This window comes from Pedobacter sp. JCM 36344 (assembly GCF_046546555.1).
Taxonomy (GTDB): domain Bacteria; phylum Bacteroidota; class Bacteroidia; order Sphingobacteriales; family Sphingobacteriaceae; genus Pedobacter.
In genome coordinates this window covers 285,091-302,266 of the sequence record NZ_JBKHKK010000002.1, presented here as the reverse complement: position 1 = coordinate 302,266, position 17,176 = coordinate 285,091, and the positions used below count along the sequence as shown (strand labels likewise).

Sequence of the window (17,176 nt, the reverse complement as noted above, 5' to 3'; positions counted from 1 at the left end):
ATCGTTTAACTAATCGAAATTACAATTTCCCAACAAAAGACGGCTACAAAGTTTATATCCCGCCCTTCCCCTCTTCTTCCCCTCTTCTTCCCCTCTTCTTCCCCTCTTCTTCCCCTCTTCTTTCCCTCTTCTTTCCCTCTTCTTTTCTAAAAAATTCAGCTTCTCATCGTCGGCCTAGGAAATTTTGCACTTCTTCAGTGCAAAAGATTCCAGCCGTAGAGGAGAACGCTTAATTTTTCTGTTACTTTTGCGCTATGATCGATATCATCCTTAAAAAAGGCAAAGAAAAAGCTGCAATTCTTCGCCACCCCTGGATCTTTTCAGGAGCGTTAGACAAGATTAAAGGCAAACCAGCTAATGGCGAAATTGTAGCAGTGTGGTCTGCCAGCCAGGAATTTCTTGCTTATGGGTATTTTAACGACCAATCCAGAGTTGCTTTACGATTAATGGAATGGGATCAGGAAGTAACGATCGACGAAGCCTGGTACACGCAGAAGCTGGAGAAAGCAATCGCCTCTAGGGCACACATTCTGGATGAGCATACCAACACCTGCCGACTGGTATTTAGTGAGGCAGACTTGTTACCAGGATTGATCATCGATAAATATGCCGACTTCCTATCGGTTCAAATCTTAAGCGCGGGTATTGAAAACGTTAAGGATACGATTATTAACATCCTGAGGTCTTTATTGAATCCGAAAGGGATCTTCGACAAGAGTGATGCTGCTGCGCGTAAACATGAAAACCTGGAGTCTGAGCAGGGATTATTATGGGGAGAAGAGCCGCCTGAGTTTATTGAAGTAAAAGAGAACGGTGTGGTTTACCACATTAATATTGCCGACGGGCAAAAGTCTGGTTTTTACTGCGACCAACGTGACAATAGAGAAATTCTTGCGGCGTATTCAAAAGAAAAAAGTGTTTTAGACTGTTTCTGCTACAGCGGAGGCTTTACTTTAAATAGTCTGAAAGCTGGCGCATCGCATGTGACCAGTGTAGACAGTTCTGCATTAGCGCTCGAAACTTTAAAACATAATCTGAAACTCAACGGCTTTTCCGAAGAGAGCCAGACCAGCATACAATGTGACGTAAACAAGCAATTACGGATATTTAAGGACGAAAATAAAAAGTTTGGGGTCATAGTACTAGATCCACCAAAATATGCGCCATCACGCGCTGCACTTGACCGTGCGGCAAGGGCATACAAAGATCTTAATAGACTGGGGATGCTTTTATTGGAGCCAGGAGGTATTCTTGCAACCTATTCCTGTTCTGGCGCGGTTGATATGGAAACTTTTAAACAGATCATTGCCTGGGCAGCACTTGACGCAGGTAGAGAGGTTCAGATCATCAAGCAATTCCATCAGCCGGAGGATCATCCCATTAGGTTGTCTTTCCCAGAGGGAGAATACTTGAAAGGCCTGCTGCTTAGGGTATTATAGGCTTTTATTCTTCAGGAAGCTTATCGTATTCCCCTTTGTAAGCATAGTATCCGAAGATTACTAATCCTGCACTTATTGGAATAAAGATGAAAAGTATGATTCCCCATTGAAGGGCGGTGTTTGTTTTGGCAACTCCTTCAGGCGCTAACCCTACTTTGTCAATCGCCTGGATAAACATGAATAGGATAGATGCTGGTCCTAAAACCATCCAGAATAAGCCTAATGCTTTTTTTAATGCGTTCATCTTCTTTATTTAGTTGTTGCCTTCTCCATGGTCAGGTTTTTTATTGGACAAATAAATTGCTCCGATTACAAAGCTTAATGCGGCGATTCCGATTGGATACCATAGTCCGGAAAGCGGTGTGGAGCCGGAGAAACTTGCGATCAAAGTAGCGATAAATGGTACGAGTCCGCCGAACACCCCATTCCCAACATGATAAGGTAAGGACATGGAGGTATACCTGATCTTGGTTGGGAAGAGCTCTACAAGAAAGGCGGCTATTGGACCATATACCATCGTAACCAATAAAATTTGGAAGAACACCAATCCTACAAATTTCCAAAAGACTGGAGTAGAAAGCTTTTTATCTTTATAGACATCAGGCGGGATTAAGGAGATTTTGTTTGGGTCTTGAAACTTTGTATAGGATTGAACCTGCGTATAGGAGCCTCCACTTTTTAGTGTAATAATTGAAGTTGCCGTCATTAAAGTATCTCTGGTATTCGCTACCTGAACGCGGGTAATTACCGGCTCAGAGAAAGATTTTATGTCCTGTCCAGTAACTTTCTTGACATCAGTATCATCGAGAAATACCTGATAGATTGGTCGGTAGAAGATAATTCCAAGTAGCATTCCAGTAAGCATAATCCATTTACGACCAACCTTATCGCTCCAGGAGCCGAAGATGACAAAGAAAGGTGTAGCGAAAGCTATTCCCCACAGCAAGATGTACCGCGAATCATTGAAATCAACCTTACAAGTATTTTCAAGGAACGATTGGGCATAAAACTGTCCGGTATACCAGATCACCCCCTGCCCCATAGTTGCACCAAATAGCGCAAGGAGCACCATTTTGAAGTTTGCTTTGTTACTAAAGCTTTCTTTTAGTGGATTTTTGGAGACTTTACCTTCTGTTTTCAGTTTAGTGAACATCGGCGACTCATGCATTTTCATGCGGATGTAAATAGAAACGCCGACTAAAAGAATTGATAGTAGGAAAGGTATTCTCCAACCCCAATCAGCGAATACTTCAGCTCCTAAGAGGTTTTTAGTTACAACAATAATTCCTAATGAAAGGAACAAACCGCCTGTAGCGGTGGTCTGAATCCAACTGGTAAAGAAGCCGCGTTTATTTGCCGGAGCATGCTCAGCAACGTAGGTCGCTGCACCACCATATTCTCCACCTAAAGCAAGACCTTGCACCAATCTTAAGATAAGTACCAAGATAGGAGCAGCATAACCGATGGTGGCATAGGAAGGAACCAAACCGATAAGAAAAGTAGATCCGCCCATCAACACAAGTGTCAACAAGAAAGTATATTTTCTACCAATAAGATCGCCAAGGCGACCGAAAACTAAAGCCCCAAAAGGCCTAACAATGAATCCTGCAGCAAAGATGGCAAGGGTATTTATGAGTGCAGACGCACCTGCATCAGCAGGGAAAAGTTGAGCTCCAATAATAGTGGCAAGGCTTCCGAAAATGTAAAAATCATACCATTCTATTAATGTGCCGAGGGAGGAGGCACCTATTACTTTAAAAATACTGTTCTGTTGAGGTTCATTACTCATTAATGCGGGTCTATTTGGCTATGAAAATAAATCTACAATTTATTATGAAAACTACTGCTCTTCCTTAAAATAAACTTTGTAATAGTTCATGGATTTATCGTCATCATACCCCTTTTCTATCAACTCCTTATTTCCATGGATATAGATGTGAAAGTTCTTATCCAGCTTGAGAACGCTTTTATAAACCCTGGCCTGTTTTTTTACCGCAGCTCCTGAAATATCAAAGTTATCGGGTATTGGCGCGTCAAGTTCTTCTTCAAAGTTCTTTTTGTAGTTTTTAAAAGAGTTGATCCCTTCTTCGTTCCCAATAACTTCATTAGAGAACTCATCCAGATCAAAGCTTTCCTTCTCCTTGAAATATTTCATGGACTTATTTAACAAGTCAATTTTATCTGCCTTAGAGATCTCAAAATCTTGATCCAATTGCTCTGTTACAAAGTTTTTATACACACCAAGCACGTTGTTGGTCTGATTAAAGCTATCATTTCTGATCTTCAGCTTGAGGAATTCATCTTTCCAATATACCGCTTCAGCACTTCTGTTGGTCTGGTCTATGACTGCTACTCGAAAACCCTCATCTTTATCTGTGTTGAAGATTAGGCATCCCTTATCAAGCTTATTGATATTGATCGCACCTTCTTCATAGCTAAGTCCGAAGCCACCATTTTCAGGGTATACTTTTAGAAAGGTTTCCTTAGTTTCAGATTTGAATATACCAATGGCATCGTGTAGCTCTCCCTCTATCTGGACATTCTCAAAAAAAGCTACATAGAGCTCACCGGCTTTGATTTTTGGATGTCCGGATACATCGTATAGATATTTTGCCAGCTCCTTACTGTTGCTGTGGAACTTTTCTCCGTTTTCAAAGATCTCTGCAGCAAAATGATAAACTTCATTAAGATTGAGGTCTGTATTTGGATGGAAAAACCGATAAGCTTCATTAGTTTTTTCAAATGGACTTAAGAAATATTGTTGAAGCAGGTTGCTTAGCAGGTTGTCTTTTAAGGCAATTGACTGCTCAGACAAGATATAGAACTCGTCCTGCGATTTGTTTCCGATCCTATGGATGGAAAGTTCGGCCAGTGAGGCCTCAAAAAATGAAATCATACGTATTTATTGAACCTACTTGTCTTCAGTGGGTGTGTTTCTAAGATGGACAGGTTCTTTTTTATCCCCTTTCATCTTCAGGTTAAGCATCTCAACCAGTACTGAGAAGGCCATAGCAAAATAGATGTAACCCTTAGGAATATGTTGATCCAGTCCTTCTGCTAATAGCGAAACACCGATTAACAGTAAGAAGGATAATGCAAGCATTTTAACAGTTGGGTGGTTGTTGACGAAGTTACTGATGGCCGACGCAGATACCATCATAATAGCAACTGCAATAACAACGGCAGCAACCATGATTTCGATATGGTCTGCCATACCAACTGCAGTAATTACAGAGTCTAACGAGAACACGATATCAAGAATCAGAATTTGAACGATGATGCCAACAAAAGACTGCGCTTTTCCTTTAATGCTTTCCTCTTCATCGCCTTCCAGCTTATTGTGGATTTCGTGGGTGCTTTTGTAGATCAAGAAAAGCCCTCCAATGATCAGGATCAGGTCCCTTCCAGAAATGGCCATTTTCTCCAGCCATTCTGCATTGGTCACGCCGATTAAATCGCCGATATTGAACAGAGGGGTAGTCAGCTTCATCACCCAACTTAACGAGAACAAAAGCAATACCCGGGTAAACATAGCAAGTCCGAGACCCATTGTACGCGCTCTTTTTTGCTGGTCAGCAGGCAGTTTACCTGCTAGAATGGAGATGAATACAATATTATCGATACCCAGTACGATCTCGAGTATCGTTAAGGTGAGGAGTGAGATCCAGGCTTCAGGACTGCTTAAAAATTCCATGTGGTAGTTTTGATGCTGGCTAAGATAAAAAAAGCTTGCTGATTAACTCAACAAGCTTCGATACTATTTGGTTTTAATCTGGTACTCTAGGCCTTCCTTAATATGTGCTGATTCATCCGGGAGGTCAGTCCTATCAAGACTCATAAGCTCCGCTTTACCCTTTCTGACCTGGTTTATCGATTTATTGATGACTATTTGTTTTAGCCACAGCCCCAAAAGTTGTTTCATCCCTAAATGTCTCCAGCCTGGTAAAGGCATCAAGAAAAGCTTTTTGCAGAACATCTTCGGCTTCATCTTCATCTTTTACAATTCGAAGCGAAACGTTATACATTGCCTTCGCATACAATTTTTATAGCTCAAATTGTGCCTTTCTTATTCCGACGCGAAGATTAACTGTTTTCTATAGGAAAGCTAATTTTTTGAATCGTTGCACGCTGCCTGAATAATTTAATATACCAAGTAAAATCAAGAGCTGTTACAATATGTGGTTCAAAATCAATATTTTTGCCGCTTAATAAATTTAAGATGTTAAGAACAACTACTTGCGGTGCTTTAACCATAAAGAACTTAGGGGAAAATGTAGTCTTGTGCGGTTGGGTGCAGAAATCGAGAGATTTAGGAGGAATGACCTTTATCGATATCAGAGATAGGTATGGAATTACTCAGCTCGTTTTCAACATGGATGATAATACTGATCTTTGTGAAACAGCAAGAAGCCTTGGGCGTGAATTTGTAATCAAAGCTAGCGGCCTTGTTGTTGAGCGTTCTAATAAAAATTTAAAAATGCCAACCGGCGAAGTGGAAATCAAAATCACTGCGCTTGAGATATTAAATGCAGCTAAATTACCACCGTTCATGATTGAGGATGAAACGGATGGAGGTGATGATTTGAGAATGAAATATCGTTATCTGGATCTGCGAAGAAATCCAATTAGAAATAATATGGTATTGCGCCATAGGATGGCCCAATCTGTTCGCAGGTATCTAGATGCGCTTGACTTTATTGAAGTTGAAACTCCTGTTCTAATCAAATCTACACCTGAGGGTGCACGTGACTTTGTAGTTCCAAGCAGGATGAATGCCGGTGAATTTTATGCCCTGCCACAGTCGCCACAAACTTTCAAACAATTGTTAATGGTTTCTGGATTTGACAGGTACTTCCAGATCGTAAAATGCTTTAGAGATGAGGATTTACGTGCAGATAGGCAGCCTGAGTTTACTCAGATTGATTGTGAGATGTCGTTCATCGAGCAAGAAGATATATTGAATACTTTCGAGGGCTTGATTCGCACTTTATTTAAGGAGATTAAAGACATAGATCTCCCAGAAGTTCCAAGAATGCAATATGCTGATGCCATGCGTTTATATGGTTCTGATAAACCTGATACCCGTTTCGATATGGCCTTTGTTGAGCTTACGGATATTGTGAAGGGCAAAGACTTCCCTGTATTTGACAATGCAGAGCTGGTAATTGGAATCAACGCATCAGAATGTGCAAGTTATACCCGTAAACAGCTTGATGAGCTTACCGACTTCATTAAACGCCCACAGATTGGCGCAACTGGGCTGATTTACTTAAGGCACAATGGAGATGGTTCCCTAAAATCTTCGGTGGACAAATTCTACGGTGAAGAAGAATTGCAAAAATGGTCAGCCGCATTAAATACACAGCCTGGTGATTTGGCATTGATCATGGCTGGCGGTACTGATAAAGTGCGCAAGCAACTGAGCGAGCTTAGATTAGAAATGGGTAACAGACTTGGTTTGCGTGATAAAAATAAATTTAGTGCACTCTGGGTACTTGATTTCCCTTTATTGGAATGGGATGAGGACTCTGAAAGGTATCATGCCATGCACCATCCATTTACTTCACCTAAACCAGAAGATATCGATATGCTTGATACCAATCCTGGCGAAGTAAGGGCAAACGCTTATGATATGGTAGTTAATGGTACTGAAATCGGCGGTGGATCGATTAGGATCCACGACAGGGCTTTACAAGCTTTAATGTTTAAGCATTTAGGGTTTTCTACTGAAGAGGCACAAAAACAATTTGGCTTCCTGATGGATGCGTTTGAATTTGGTGCTCCGCCACATGGAGGTATTGCATTTGGTTTCGATAGATTGTGTTCAATATTTGCTGGCTTGGATAGTATCAGAGATGTGATTGCTTTTCCTAAGAACAATTCCGGAAGAGATGTAATGATTGATAGTCCATCAACAATCGACGACAAACAGTTAAAAGAATTAAAGATTCAAACTACAGTATAACAAAAAAGGGAACTTAATTAGTTCCCTTTTTTGTTTAATAAGTTTCACTATCGGGCGGAATGCCGTAATCCACATGTTGCGGACCTTGTATAAGTTTTTGTTTCTTTTTTGTTCCTCCAAACCAAGATTTCACTTTATTGAATAACCCCGATAAGTGTTCTATATCAAGAGATTGACCTACTTTTCCGGAAGCAAGACCTACGATCGCTTTAGTTATAAAGCCAGAGCCTCTGAATATTGTATTGTTCATTAGCAATGGTAAGACCATTGACATCACTTTACCACTGATATTTAGTTGCTCTTCTGCTTTTAGAAAATTGGAAGGAGTAGCATATTTCCTAATCAAATTAGCTGGGCTGAATTGTTGCAGGTATACTTTACCATCACTAATCAACGCCTCACCTTGCATTTTATTCTGAGCCTTCAAACTATTTAATATGAGATGAAGCTCATCCAGGTTATTGATATTATACTTTTTTTTGTTCGTCGTCATCCTTGTCAGCCAATTTATTAAAGTAATTCTTTATTGTAAAGTTTACTATAGCCTTTTCGATATACTTATCTTTAGTAAAATAGACAATAAGAGCCAAAAGGACGTAAATAAGAGCAACACAACCAAAACCTTCCGTATAGCTCTCCAGTACCTCCGATAGAAATAATGCAAGTGTGAAAGTACCAAACAGAAACGCCAATACGAAGCAGATTACGACAAAGGCATTGGTCACTACATTTGCAAATATTTTCGACACCTTTTCCACCAAGTATAATCTGGTGTACTCTACTTTGGTGTCTAAGTACATCTTAGCATCATCATAAAGGTCTTCAATACTTTTTTCTTTATTTTCCTGCATTATTTCACCTATTAAAGTTAAGCGTGCTCAATGTCATCTGCAACCTCTTCTTCAGTTTGCTGAAGTTTACTTTTCACTGAACCCACCACTTTTTCTTTAAGTGCAGTCAAGTTATTAATTTCATCTGCTGCTCTATCTTTAATCGATTCTCCAAGATCTTTAAGGGACTGACTTAATTTGTCTCTTGTTTCGCTTCCTTTTTCTGGAGCAAACAGTAAACCCAATGCTGCCCCAGCAGCTAGACCTGCTAATAACCCTACTAGTACTTTTGAATTATCATTCATAACTTTAATTTTTATAGTTAACATTAAACTTTAATCGTGGGAATTTATCTATTTATAACTATTCCTGTTCGGAAATTGTTTTAATTCTTTCCAATCTACCAGATGCCATTGCGCTCGTTTCATAAATTTTGACCAACAGAATAAACCAGGATAAAAGCAGTGGACCAAACACTAATCCGAGAATCCCAAATAAGGGAATACCAATAACGACACCAAGCACGGTGATTACCGGATGAATGTTCCCTACCCTCTTTGCAATCATAAAGCGCAGAACATTGTCAATGTTTATGATCACGACAAAGCCAAATATTAGCATTGCCCAGCCCGCAAAGTTATTTCCATTAGCCAGTTGCAGAAGTGCTGCGGGGACGAATACTATTGGTGGACCCAAGATTGGGACGAAAGAGATAAAGGTTGTTATTACCCCCCAGAATATTGGATCCGTATAGCCAAGAACAAAAAAGCAAAGTCCCACGAGAGAACCCTGTACTAGTGCAATGAACCCCTGGCCAAGTACATTCGCATAAGTTGTATTGCGCATTTCTTCTGCAAACCGCTGAACATTCTGCTCTCTAAATGGTGCATACTTGATCAGTGCCTGCTCAAATGCTTCCATCTGAACTAACATAAAGAATAGGAGGAAGTACATAAGTAAAAGGCCTAAAACAATATTGAAAGCTCCAGAAATGATAGAAGAAAATAGTTCTGTGGCCCAGGTTCCGATTTTTTTTATGCCGTCTTCCACTAAGCTCTGAACCTCCCCATTTACCGGAACCAGATGTTTAACCTTCTCCAACATGGTCTTAAAATATGCTGGATTATTCTGGAGTTCGGCGATCTTATCCAATACCATACTGCTTAGCGCATAAAAAGGGAGAATTAGTATGATTATTAAGGTGAAAAGTAGAAGAACGGCAGAAAAGCTTTTATTCCATGACCTTACCTCCACTAAATAAATATAGCCTGGTCTTAAAATAGTATATAAAACGAGAGTACTAAGAATAGATCCAAATATGCCCTGTAAGGAATAGGCAATCAGGCACCCCAGCGCTACAATGATAAGTAGAGTGATGTTGTTTCTTTGCTTATAGCTGAATATTGACATACTTGAAAGTTGTTGCGCTTACCAATACCAAATCTATGTGTCGAGATTAATGGCTCTCATCTTATTGTAAAGAGTTTTTCTGTCTATATTAAGAATTTTGGCAGCTTTGGTTTTATTAAAATTGACCTCCCTTAAAACTGAAAGGATAGTATCATACTCTGCCTCCATCGCTGCATTCTTCAAATCTCTTGGCTTTTCTGACCTGACAATAGAATTTTCGATTGCCGAAGCTTTTGCGTAAGTAGAGATTTCCAGTGGAAGAGCTTTAAGCTGAATTTCCTGGCTTTCTGTAAGCAGCGTAGCTCTTCTAACTACATTCTTCAACTCTCTGACATTACCTGGCCAATTATAAGTAAGAAAACATTCAATTACTTCTTCCGAAAAAGTCTGGACATTTCTGTTCAGTTCCTGATTTGCCCCGTTTAAAAAAGTATTAGCGAAAATCATAATGTCCTTACCACGAAAGCGCAAAGGAGGGAGATCGATCGAAAATTCATTAAACCTATGGTAAAGATCTTCCCTGAACTTGCCTTTTTGAATCGCATGACCAAGGTTTTCATTTGTTGCAACGATGATCCGTACGTCCAGATCGATTTCCTTGGTACTACCTATTCTCTTGATTTTACGTTCTTGAACGGTACGAAGCAGTGCCGCCTGGATTTCATAAGATAAGTTACCTACCTCATCTAAAAATAGCGTACCACCATTAGCCATCTCAAAATGACCGATCTTTGTATATAAAGCCCCAGTGAAAGACCCTTTCTCATGTCCAAAAAACTCACTTCCCGCAAGCTCTTTAGTTAACGATCCGCAATCCATGGCAACAAAAGGATTGTCCCTTCGTGGACTATTCAAGTGAATCGACTTCGCAACCGATTCTTTACCGGTACCGCTTTCGCCCGTTAAAATCACGCTGTAAGTAGTCGGTGCTACCAGCTGAATCTGTTTTAGCAATTCTCTTGAAGCTGGACTTTGACCCGCTACAAAATCATCAGCCTGCATATAGCCTTGTTTGACCTTTTGTTTTGGAGAGTCGCTTATTACTTCTGACTGATGTGCATTCAATGCAATCTGCGTTTCTATTGCTTTATTAATTGTGTTGAGAATCTCATCAGGATAAAGTGGTTTCGTAATGTAATCATAAGCACCCAATTTGATAAGCTCGACGGCTAGCTTGATATCAGAGTAGCCTGTGATAATAATTACACCTGTGCCCGGGGAGCGCTCTTTGATCTTGATCAGCATTTCCTTACCGTCGGTATCTTCTAGCCTGTAATCGCAAAGCACAAGGTCATACGTTTCCTTTGCAAGATATTCCAAAGCACTAACCCCGCTCGTTGCTGTTGAAACACTGAAGTTATTTCTCGTTAAAAATTTTGAAAGAAGTAATCCAATGTTTACTTCATCATCTACAATCAATATTTTTCTCATAACAAAAGTGGTGGGGCCTGATTAGAAAATAAATATATAAACATTTTTTCTAAACGGGTAAAATATTCTACACTTAAAGGAAAAAATATTCCATAATGGAATCCTTACAAAAATTGTACAAAAAATGAGGGTTGAAGACTTTTTGGATATAATTTCCTATTTTCCAGAAAATATAGGTTTTCTCTTCTCTATAAATGCGGCTGTGCCTTCTTTAAAATCTTGCGTGTTGAAACACCTACCGAATTCCCGTATCTCAATTTCAAATCCATCAATTTTAGTATCAGCCGAAGCGTTTATGGATCTGATGGCACTTGCTACTGCAAGAGGGGCTCTTAATTTTATTTTATTTAGCAGCTCCTCTGCTTTAACAATCAGAAATTCAGGCGCTACAACATAATTAACCAAGCCAATGCTTTCTGCCTGCGTAGCAGAAATCATCTCGCCAGTAGTGATGATCTCAATTGCTCTACCTTTACCAACAAGTTGGGTAAGACGCTGTGTACCTCCATACCCTGGTATAAGTCCTAAGCTAACTTCAGGAAGTCCAAGTTTAGCGTTATCGGAAACTATTCTCATGTGGCAGGCCATTGCCAGTTCCAACCCTCCACCTAAAGCGAATCCATTAATAGCCGCAATAACGGGCTTAGCTGATTGCTCTATCGCGTTAAAAACAGTTTCCTGCCCATGTCTTGCAAGTTCTTCTCCTTGAACTCCATCAAACTCTGCAAACTCAGATATATCTGCTCCTGCAACAAACGCCTTTTGGCCAGCACCGGTTAGTAAAATTCCTCGAACACCTTCGTTATTTTGAGCGGAGGCAATCGCTTGAGCCAACTCAGACAATGTCTCTTTGTTTAAAGCGTTTAGTTTGTTTTCGCGGTTGATTGTGATATAAAGAATCTGATTTCTTAGTTCTGAAATAATACTTGAGTAAGTCATGATGTTAAAAATTTCGATGTTCAGCAACCCAGGATTGAATATAGTCCGCGATAGTAGCCATTGCCGTACCAGGAGAAAAGAGCTCACCAACTCCAATGGCCTTAAGCTTTTCAATGTCTCCTTGCGGGATAATGCCTCCTCCTGTGATCAAGACATTTGTCAAGTTCTTTCCTTTCATGATGTCTATGAGCTTTGGAAAAACCGTCATATGGGCACCTGATAATATGGAAATACCAATGGCATCTACATCTTCCTGAAGCGCAGCATTGACTACCATTTCAGGAGTCTGTCTTAGACCCGTATAAATCACTTCCATCCCCGCATCACGTAAAGAAGTGGCGATTACTTTTGCACCACGATCATGACCATCCAACCCAACTTTGGCTATTAAAACGCGAATTGGTCTTACTAATGACTTATCCATAATTTATACTTAGTGCATTGTAAATGTAACTAAATTAGCTGTTTTATGTTAACTTTGAGAACCTAATTTTACCATTTTATGAGCGAGGAAAGATCATTGAATTTCATAGAAGAAATCATTGAGAACGATTTAAATACAGGAAAATATAAAACATTGATCACCCGTTTTCCTCCAGAACCTAACGGGTATTTACACATCGGGCATGCAAAGGCGATCTGCCTGAACTTTGGCCTTACCAAAAAGTATGGTGGCTATACAAACTTAAGATTCGACGATACCAATCCTGTGACAGAAAAGACAGAATATGTTGACAGTCAGCAGGAGGATATTAAATGGCTTGGCTTCCAATGGAAAAATGAGCTATATACATCCGATTATTTTGATACGCTTTATAATTATGCGGTAAAGCTGATTGAAGGTGGTTTAGCTTATGTAGACCATAGTACGGCGGACCAAATTGCGGAAGGTAAAGGGACGCCTACCGAACCGGGAACGGATAGCAAATATCGGAATAGGAGTTTCGCTGAAAATCTTGAACTTTTTGGCAGGATGAAAAATGGTGAATTTGCTGACGGGGATTGTACGCTTCGCGCCAAAATTGATATGACGAGTACGAACATGTTAATGAGGGATCCGATAATCTATCGCATTAAACATGCGGAACACCACCGTACCGGAGACAAATGGTGCATTTATCCAATGTATGATTTTGCTCACGGACAGAGCGATAGTATCGAAACCATTACGCATTCTATCTGTACTTTGGAGTATGTGGCACACAGGGAGCTTTATGATTGGCTAATAGAGAAGCTGGGAATCTTCCCTTCGAAACAATATGAATTTGCGCGATTGAACCTTTCCTACACAGTCATGAGCAAGCGCAAACTGCTACAGCTGGTAAACGAAGGTGTTGTTAGTGGCTGGGACGACCCAAGAATGCCTACGATCAGCGGACTACGCCGCAGGGGATATACTCCTGAAAGCATTAGAGAATTTTGTGAACGCATTGGCATTGCAAAAAGAGAGAACTTAATTGAACTGGGCCTTTTAGAGTTTTGCGTTCGCGAACACTTGAATAAGACCGCTACAAGGGTTATGGCAGTACTTGATCCAATTAAACTAGTGATCACAAATTACCCAGAGGACAGAGAGGAAACCTTGATTGGCGAAAACAATCCTGAGGCAGAAGATAAAGGTGGTTATAGAGAAATTCCTTTCTGCAACGAACTGTGGATTGAGCGAGAAGATTTTATGGAAGAGCCTGCTAAGAAATGGTTCAGACTTGCCCCGGGTGCTGTTGTACGACTTAAGCATGCTTACATCGTTAGATGCGAAAGCTTCAAAAAAGATAATCAGGGAAATATTACTGAAGTTGTGTGTACTTATATACCAGAATCCAAAAGTGGAGAAGATACTAGTGGCGTCAACGTTAAGGGCACTATCCATTGGGTGAGCGTAAAACATGCTAAAACTGCTGAAGTAAGAGCCTATGATCGCTTATTCACCGTAGAGTCACCAGATTCTGAAGAAGGTGACTTCAAAGATTACCTGAATGCAAACAGTGTGGAAGTTATTGATACGGCATACATCGAACCTTATCTTGCAAATGCTGATAAAGACGGTCGCTACCAGTTCATTAGAAAGGGCTATTATAATCTTGATAAAGACTCAAGACCTAACAAACTGGTTTTTAACAGAACAGTCGGTTTGAAAGATGCCTGGACTAAAGCAAATAAATAATACTAGAGGTATTTGTTATAAAGGTTAAACAGGATTAGCTTATCCAAGGGAGTTAAAATAGGGGTAATATCTGTTTGAACGAAATGCCTTTTAAAGGCCACTATTGCAGCTGAAATATTGCTGATGTCATAACCAATTATTCTCAGTGCAAGTTTGGTATCAAACTCCACTGGGGATAGATTTAAAATTTCATCGTACCACAAACCATAACCTTTTTGTGCTAATCTTTTCCATGGAAAATCATGGGGATCAGGTTTCCTGCTAGGGGCAATATCCGAATGTCCAATAAAATTAGCCGTTGGTATTTTATACCTCTTCTTTAAAACTGCCAGGATTTTTATCACTCCTTGAATTTGGGCTTCAGAATATGGTTCGAAACCATCATTGTCGATCTCTATCCCGATAGATGATGAATTTAAATCAGTGTCATTACCCCAGCGCCCGGTTCCCGCATGGTGAGCGCGTAGGTAATCATTTACCATTTGGACAACTTTTCCATCCCGGCCAACAACGTAATGGGCACTCACTTCACTTTGACCCTTAACAGTAAAAGTCCTGATGGTCTGATCCGTAGATTTTTGAGCCGTATGGTGGAGTATAACAAAGTTAGGTTTGCGGATACCGAAGTTAATGGAGCCCACCCATGACTGAGAATCGGCGGCTAAGGAATCAATACTTTGTGCAATAGGAGGAAATGCAGAGATGGTCTTTGCGTAGTCCTTCGCTTGCATTTTATAAACTTTATTAGTGGCAGCATATTTGTTCGTCGAGCACGAAACAAATAATAGTATAGGAATAACGCAATAGACGGTGTGCAGTCTGTTTGATTTCATAGTCGATAGATTACAAGTCGTGAAATTACTATTTTTTACTATTTTAGCCGCAAATAAATCGTCACATTATCGCGTGTCTTACATGCTCACTTACAATTGACTCTATATGAAGCCCTTTATAAAAGCCTGTCTTTTTCTAGCAGGATGCGTCCTGGCATCTGGAATTAGCGCCTGCAATAACAACACAAGTACCACTTTTTCTACTACAAAAAAAGAAGTTTCTGTAAGGGACAGCTTACAAGCCTATGTCGATGAACGGCTGGATATTTATGAAAGAGTGAAACTTACCACTAATATCAATGATTTATCTATCGCCGAGCGGCAAATACTTCCTTTGTTAATTCAAGCTGCACAGGTGATGGATGACTTATATTGGAAACAGGTTTACCCACAGCGTGACAGTTTGCTTAATACTATTAAAGATGAAAAAACGAAGTCCTTCATATGGATTAACTATGGCCCCTGGGATAGGTTAAATGGGGATAAACCATTTGTTACAGGTATTGGATCAAAACCTGATGCTTTAAATTTTTACCCTACTGAAATGACAAAGGAAGCTTTGAAAAAATCAGATGTTAAAGATAAATATGGGCTATATTCTGTGATTCGCGAAGAAAAGCCAGGAAAATATATGTCTGTTCCCTACCATGTTTTATACGCTACAGAACTTCAAAAGGCCTCATCTTTACTTAAGCAAGCTGCTTTACTCGCTGAAGATGCTGGCTTCAAAAAGTATCTCAATCTTCGTGCAGACGCACTAACTTCAGACAACTATACCGCCAGCGACTACGCTTGGCTGGACATGAAGAATAATACTTTGGATATCATTCTGGGACCTATTGAAAATTATGAAGACAAGCTACTAAATGCCAGAGCATCTTACGAAGCCTACGTTTTGGTTAAGGATAAGGTTTGGAGCAAACGCCTTGCTAAATATGTAAGTCTGTTACCAGAACTTCAAAAAGGCTTACCGGTAGCGGCTAAGTATAAAAACGAAAAACCTGGAACAGACTCTGAAATTAACGCCTATGATGTCATTTACTATGCAGGTGATTGCAATGCAGGATCGAAAACCATAGCAATCAATCTGCCGAACGATGAAATAATTCAACAGAAAAAGGGTACCAGAAGATTACAGCTAAAGAATGCTATGAAGGCAAAGTTCGATAAGATACTAGTACCAATCGCTAAAGAACTTATTGACGTTGACCAGCAGCAGTACATTAATTTCGATGCTTTTTTCACTAATGTAATGTTTCACGAAGTAGCCCACGGGCTAGGAATTAAAAAAACAATAACAGGAAAGGGGTTTGTAAAAGATGCTTTACAAGAGCAGTATTCTTGGCTGGAGGAAGGAAAAGCAGATATTCTTGGCCTTTACATGGTTACAGGGCTTCTCAAAAAAGGAGAGTTAGCAGGCGACATCAAACAATTCTACACTACCTATATGGCAGGAATTTTAAGGTCTGTGAGATTCGGTGCTGCAAGCTCGCATGGAAAAGCAAACATGCAGTGTTTCAACTTCTTTAAACAGGAAGGAGCTTTCCTCAGAAATCCCAATGGAACCTACAAGGTAGACTTTGTACGATTTGAAGCAGCAATGAATAATCTTGGAGGCGTTATACTGATGCTGCAGGGAAATGGAGATAGAGCGGCTGTTGAAAAAACGCAAAAGGAAAATGCAATAATAACTACAGAACTTCAGACTGATTTAAACAAACTGACTAAAAAGGGCATTCCCGTTGATATCATATTTGAACAAGGAGTTGATGTATTGGGCGTAAAGTAAGCGCCTAACTAATATGTCTGGTAATTATATCTTCTAATTCCTGAATATCAAATGGTTTAGAAAGATAACCGTCTGCACCGGCCTCGCTTGCTAAGGACTTTACATCATTATTGGCAGAGAAATAAATTACCGGAATAGCTTTTAGAGTTTCATGCTTTTTAAGCGCCCTGGTGGCCTCGATGCCACCCACATCTGGAAGCCAATTATCCATAAAGATAATATCAGGGATATATGCAAGAACCTGATCGATTATATTATTTGATGTAGATGAGGTTTTAATCTCATAACCGGCATCTTCTAAAATAATAGTACAAAGTTCCAGAATACCCGCGTTATCATCAAAAACAAATACTTTCTTCATTAAGGGTTTTGGATT

Annotated in this window: 18 protein-coding genes; 4 read left to right on the top strand and 14 right to left on the bottom strand. The window is 39.9% G+C overall.

The genetic code is table 11. From position 1 onward, the window contains the following. The first annotated feature begins 254 nt into the window (after positions 1 to 254). Positions 255 to 1,439, top strand: coding sequence for a class I SAM-dependent rRNA methyltransferase (locus tag ACHFIZ_RS03150; protein WP_410882773.1), 1,185 nt, complete (start codon positions 255 to 257; stop codon positions 1,437 to 1,439). 4 nt (positions 1,440 to 1,443) lie between these two features. Here ACHFIZ_RS03150 and ACHFIZ_RS03145 read toward each other — a convergent pair whose 3' ends face one another. From ACHFIZ_RS03145 to ACHFIZ_RS03125, 5 genes are all read right to left on the bottom strand, one after another. Next, positions 1,444 to 1,683: a DUF6814 family protein gene (locus ACHFIZ_RS03145; RefSeq protein ID WP_410882771.1), complete on the bottom strand. Its 240-nt coding sequence runs from the start codon at positions 1,681 to 1,683 to the stop codon at positions 1,444 to 1,446. A 9-nt stretch (positions 1,684 to 1,692) separates the two neighbouring features. Continuing rightward, on the bottom strand, positions 1,693 to 3,228 hold the full coding sequence (locus ACHFIZ_RS03140) for an MFS transporter (protein ID WP_410882769.1): 1,536 nt from the start codon (positions 3,226 to 3,228) through the stop codon (positions 1,693 to 1,695). A 51-nt stretch (positions 3,229 to 3,279) separates the two neighbouring features. Continuing rightward, entirely contained in the window at positions 3,280 to 4,335 is a 1,056-nt protein-coding gene (locus ACHFIZ_RS03135) for a nucleoid-associated protein (protein ID WP_410882767.1), read from the bottom strand. A 15-nt stretch (positions 4,336 to 4,350) separates the two neighbouring features. Further along, a complete protein-coding gene (locus ACHFIZ_RS03130) occupies positions 4,351 to 5,133 on the bottom strand; it encodes a TerC family protein (RefSeq protein WP_410882765.1) in 783 nt (260 codons plus the stop codon). A 181-nt stretch (positions 5,134 to 5,314) separates the two neighbouring features. After that, a complete protein-coding gene (locus ACHFIZ_RS03125) occupies positions 5,315 to 5,464 on the bottom strand; it encodes a sigma factor (RefSeq protein WP_410882763.1) in 150 nt (49 codons plus the stop codon). 194 nt (positions 5,465 to 5,658) lie between these two features. On the opposite strand from ACHFIZ_RS03125, the gene aspS reads away from it, so the two are divergent. Then, the gene (gene aspS / locus ACHFIZ_RS03120; RefSeq protein ID WP_410882761.1) at positions 5,659 to 7,404 is read left to right on the top strand and encodes an aspartate--tRNA ligase; all 1,746 of its coding nucleotides are present in this window, start codon (positions 5,659 to 5,661) and stop codon (positions 7,402 to 7,404) included. A gap of 34 nt (positions 7,405 to 7,438) precedes the next feature. Here aspS and ACHFIZ_RS03115 read toward each other — a convergent pair whose 3' ends face one another. From ACHFIZ_RS03115 to ACHFIZ_RS03085, 7 genes are all read right to left on the bottom strand, one after another. Further along, on the bottom strand, positions 7,439 to 7,897 hold the full coding sequence (locus ACHFIZ_RS03115; RefSeq protein WP_410882759.1) for a hypothetical protein: 459 nt from the start codon (positions 7,895 to 7,897) through the stop codon (positions 7,439 to 7,441). Beyond that, positions 7,872 to 8,255 (bottom strand): phage holin family protein, encoded by a 384-nt coding sequence (locus ACHFIZ_RS03110; RefSeq protein WP_410882757.1) that lies wholly within the window; start codon positions 8,253 to 8,255, stop codon positions 7,872 to 7,874. The genes ACHFIZ_RS03115 and ACHFIZ_RS03110 overlap by 26 nt, the downstream gene beginning before the upstream one ends. Before the next feature lie 17 nt (positions 8,256 to 8,272). Further along, positions 8,273 to 8,539, bottom strand: a complete 267-nt coding sequence (locus ACHFIZ_RS03105; RefSeq protein ID WP_410882755.1) for a YtxH domain-containing protein — start codon at positions 8,537 to 8,539, stop codon at positions 8,273 to 8,275. 58 nt (positions 8,540 to 8,597) lie between these two features. Beyond that, positions 8,598 to 9,644: an AI-2E family transporter gene (locus tag ACHFIZ_RS03100; protein ID WP_410882753.1), complete on the bottom strand. Its 1,047-nt coding sequence runs from the start codon at positions 9,642 to 9,644 to the stop codon at positions 8,598 to 8,600. Between the two features lie 33 nt (positions 9,645 to 9,677). Next, the gene (locus tag ACHFIZ_RS03095; RefSeq protein WP_410882751.1) at positions 9,678 to 11,075 is read right to left on the bottom strand and encodes a sigma-54-dependent transcriptional regulator; all 1,398 of its coding nucleotides are present in this window, start codon (positions 11,073 to 11,075) and stop codon (positions 9,678 to 9,680) included. 156 nt (positions 11,076 to 11,231) lie between these two features. Continuing rightward, the gene (locus tag ACHFIZ_RS03090) at positions 11,232 to 12,014 is read right to left on the bottom strand and encodes an enoyl-CoA hydratase/isomerase family protein (RefSeq protein WP_410882749.1); all 783 of its coding nucleotides are present in this window, start codon (positions 12,012 to 12,014) and stop codon (positions 11,232 to 11,234) included. A 4-nt stretch (positions 12,015 to 12,018) separates the two neighbouring features. Continuing rightward, the gene (locus tag ACHFIZ_RS03085) at positions 12,019 to 12,438 is read right to left on the bottom strand and encodes a cobalamin B12-binding domain-containing protein (protein ID WP_410882747.1); all 420 of its coding nucleotides are present in this window, start codon (positions 12,436 to 12,438) and stop codon (positions 12,019 to 12,021) included. Between the two features lie 78 nt (positions 12,439 to 12,516). On the opposite strand from ACHFIZ_RS03085, the gene ACHFIZ_RS03080 reads away from it, so the two are divergent. Continuing rightward, positions 12,517 to 14,178 (top strand): glutamine--tRNA ligase/YqeY domain fusion protein, encoded by a 1,662-nt coding sequence (locus ACHFIZ_RS03080; RefSeq protein WP_410882745.1) that lies wholly within the window; start codon positions 12,517 to 12,519, stop codon positions 14,176 to 14,178. A gap of 2 nt (positions 14,179 to 14,180) precedes the next feature. On the opposite strand, the gene ACHFIZ_RS03075 is transcribed toward ACHFIZ_RS03080, so the two are convergent. Continuing rightward, on the bottom strand, positions 14,181 to 15,011 hold the full coding sequence (locus tag ACHFIZ_RS03075; protein ID WP_410882743.1) for an N-acetylmuramoyl-L-alanine amidase: 831 nt from the start codon (positions 15,009 to 15,011) through the stop codon (positions 14,181 to 14,183). A gap of 106 nt (positions 15,012 to 15,117) precedes the next feature. On the opposite strand from ACHFIZ_RS03075, the gene ACHFIZ_RS03070 reads away from it, so the two are divergent. Then, complete coding sequence (locus ACHFIZ_RS03070; RefSeq protein ID WP_410882741.1) at positions 15,118 to 16,800, top strand: dipeptidyl-peptidase 3 family protein; 1,683 nt, start codon at positions 15,118 to 15,120, stop codon at positions 16,798 to 16,800. A 4-nt stretch (positions 16,801 to 16,804) separates the two neighbouring features. Here ACHFIZ_RS03070 and ACHFIZ_RS03065 read toward each other — a convergent pair whose 3' ends face one another. Continuing rightward, positions 16,805 to 17,161 carry a response regulator gene (locus ACHFIZ_RS03065; RefSeq protein WP_410882739.1) on the bottom strand — a complete coding sequence of 119 codons (357 nt, stop codon included), beginning with the start codon at positions 17,159 to 17,161 and terminating at the stop codon, positions 16,805 to 16,807. Positions 17,162 to 17,176: the final 15 nt, after the last annotated feature.

Bases quoted from the DNA above. Each gene is read 5' to 3' on its own strand.
- ACHFIZ_RS03150 (WP_410882773.1), top strand. From the start codon at position 255: ATGATCGATATCATCCTTAAAAAAGGCAAAGAAAAAGCTGCAATTCTT.
- ACHFIZ_RS03145 (WP_410882771.1), bottom strand. From the start codon at position 1,683: ATGAACGCATTAAAAAAAGCATTAGGCTTATTCTGGATGGTTTTAGGA.
- ACHFIZ_RS03140 (WP_410882769.1), bottom strand. From the start codon at position 3,228: ATGAGTAATGAACCTCAACAGAACAGTATTTTTAAAGTAATAGGTGCC.
- ACHFIZ_RS03135 (WP_410882767.1), bottom strand. From the start codon at position 4,335: ATGATTTCATTTTTTGAGGCCTCACTGGCCGAACTTTCCATCCATAGG.
- ACHFIZ_RS03130 (WP_410882765.1), bottom strand. From the start codon at position 5,133: ATGGAATTTTTAAGCAGTCCTGAAGCCTGGATCTCACTCCTCACCTTA.
- ACHFIZ_RS03125 (WP_410882763.1), bottom strand. From the start codon at position 5,464: ATGTATAACGTTTCGCTTCGAATTGTAAAAGATGAAGATGAAGCCGAA.
- aspS (WP_410882761.1), top strand. From the start codon at position 5,659: ATGTTAAGAACAACTACTTGCGGTGCTTTAACCATAAAGAACTTAGGG.
- ACHFIZ_RS03115 (WP_410882759.1), bottom strand. From the start codon at position 7,897: ATGACGACGAACAAAAAAAAGTATAATATCAATAACCTGGATGAGCTT.
- ACHFIZ_RS03110 (WP_410882757.1), bottom strand. From the start codon at position 8,255: ATGCAGGAAAATAAAGAAAAAAGTATTGAAGACCTTTATGATGATGCT.
- ACHFIZ_RS03105 (WP_410882755.1), bottom strand. From the start codon at position 8,539: ATGAATGATAATTCAAAAGTACTAGTAGGGTTATTAGCAGGTCTAGCT.
- ACHFIZ_RS03100 (WP_410882753.1), bottom strand. From the start codon at position 9,644: ATGTCAATATTCAGCTATAAGCAAAGAAACAACATCACTCTACTTATC.
- ACHFIZ_RS03095 (WP_410882751.1), bottom strand. From the start codon at position 11,075: ATGAGAAAAATATTGATTGTAGATGATGAAGTAAACATTGGATTACTT.
- ACHFIZ_RS03090 (WP_410882749.1), bottom strand. From the start codon at position 12,014: ATGACTTACTCAAGTATTATTTCAGAACTAAGAAATCAGATTCTTTAT.
- ACHFIZ_RS03085 (WP_410882747.1), bottom strand. From the start codon at position 12,438: ATGGATAAGTCATTAGTAAGACCAATTCGCGTTTTAATAGCCAAAGTT.
- ACHFIZ_RS03080 (WP_410882745.1), top strand. From the start codon at position 12,517: ATGAGCGAGGAAAGATCATTGAATTTCATAGAAGAAATCATTGAGAAC.
- ACHFIZ_RS03075 (WP_410882743.1), bottom strand. From the start codon at position 15,011: ATGAAATCAAACAGACTGCACACCGTCTATTGCGTTATTCCTATACTA.
- ACHFIZ_RS03070 (WP_410882741.1), top strand. From the start codon at position 15,118: ATGAAGCCCTTTATAAAAGCCTGTCTTTTTCTAGCAGGATGCGTCCTG.
- ACHFIZ_RS03065 (WP_410882739.1), bottom strand. From the start codon at position 17,161: ATGAAGAAAGTATTTGTTTTTGATGATAACGCGGGTATTCTGGAACTT.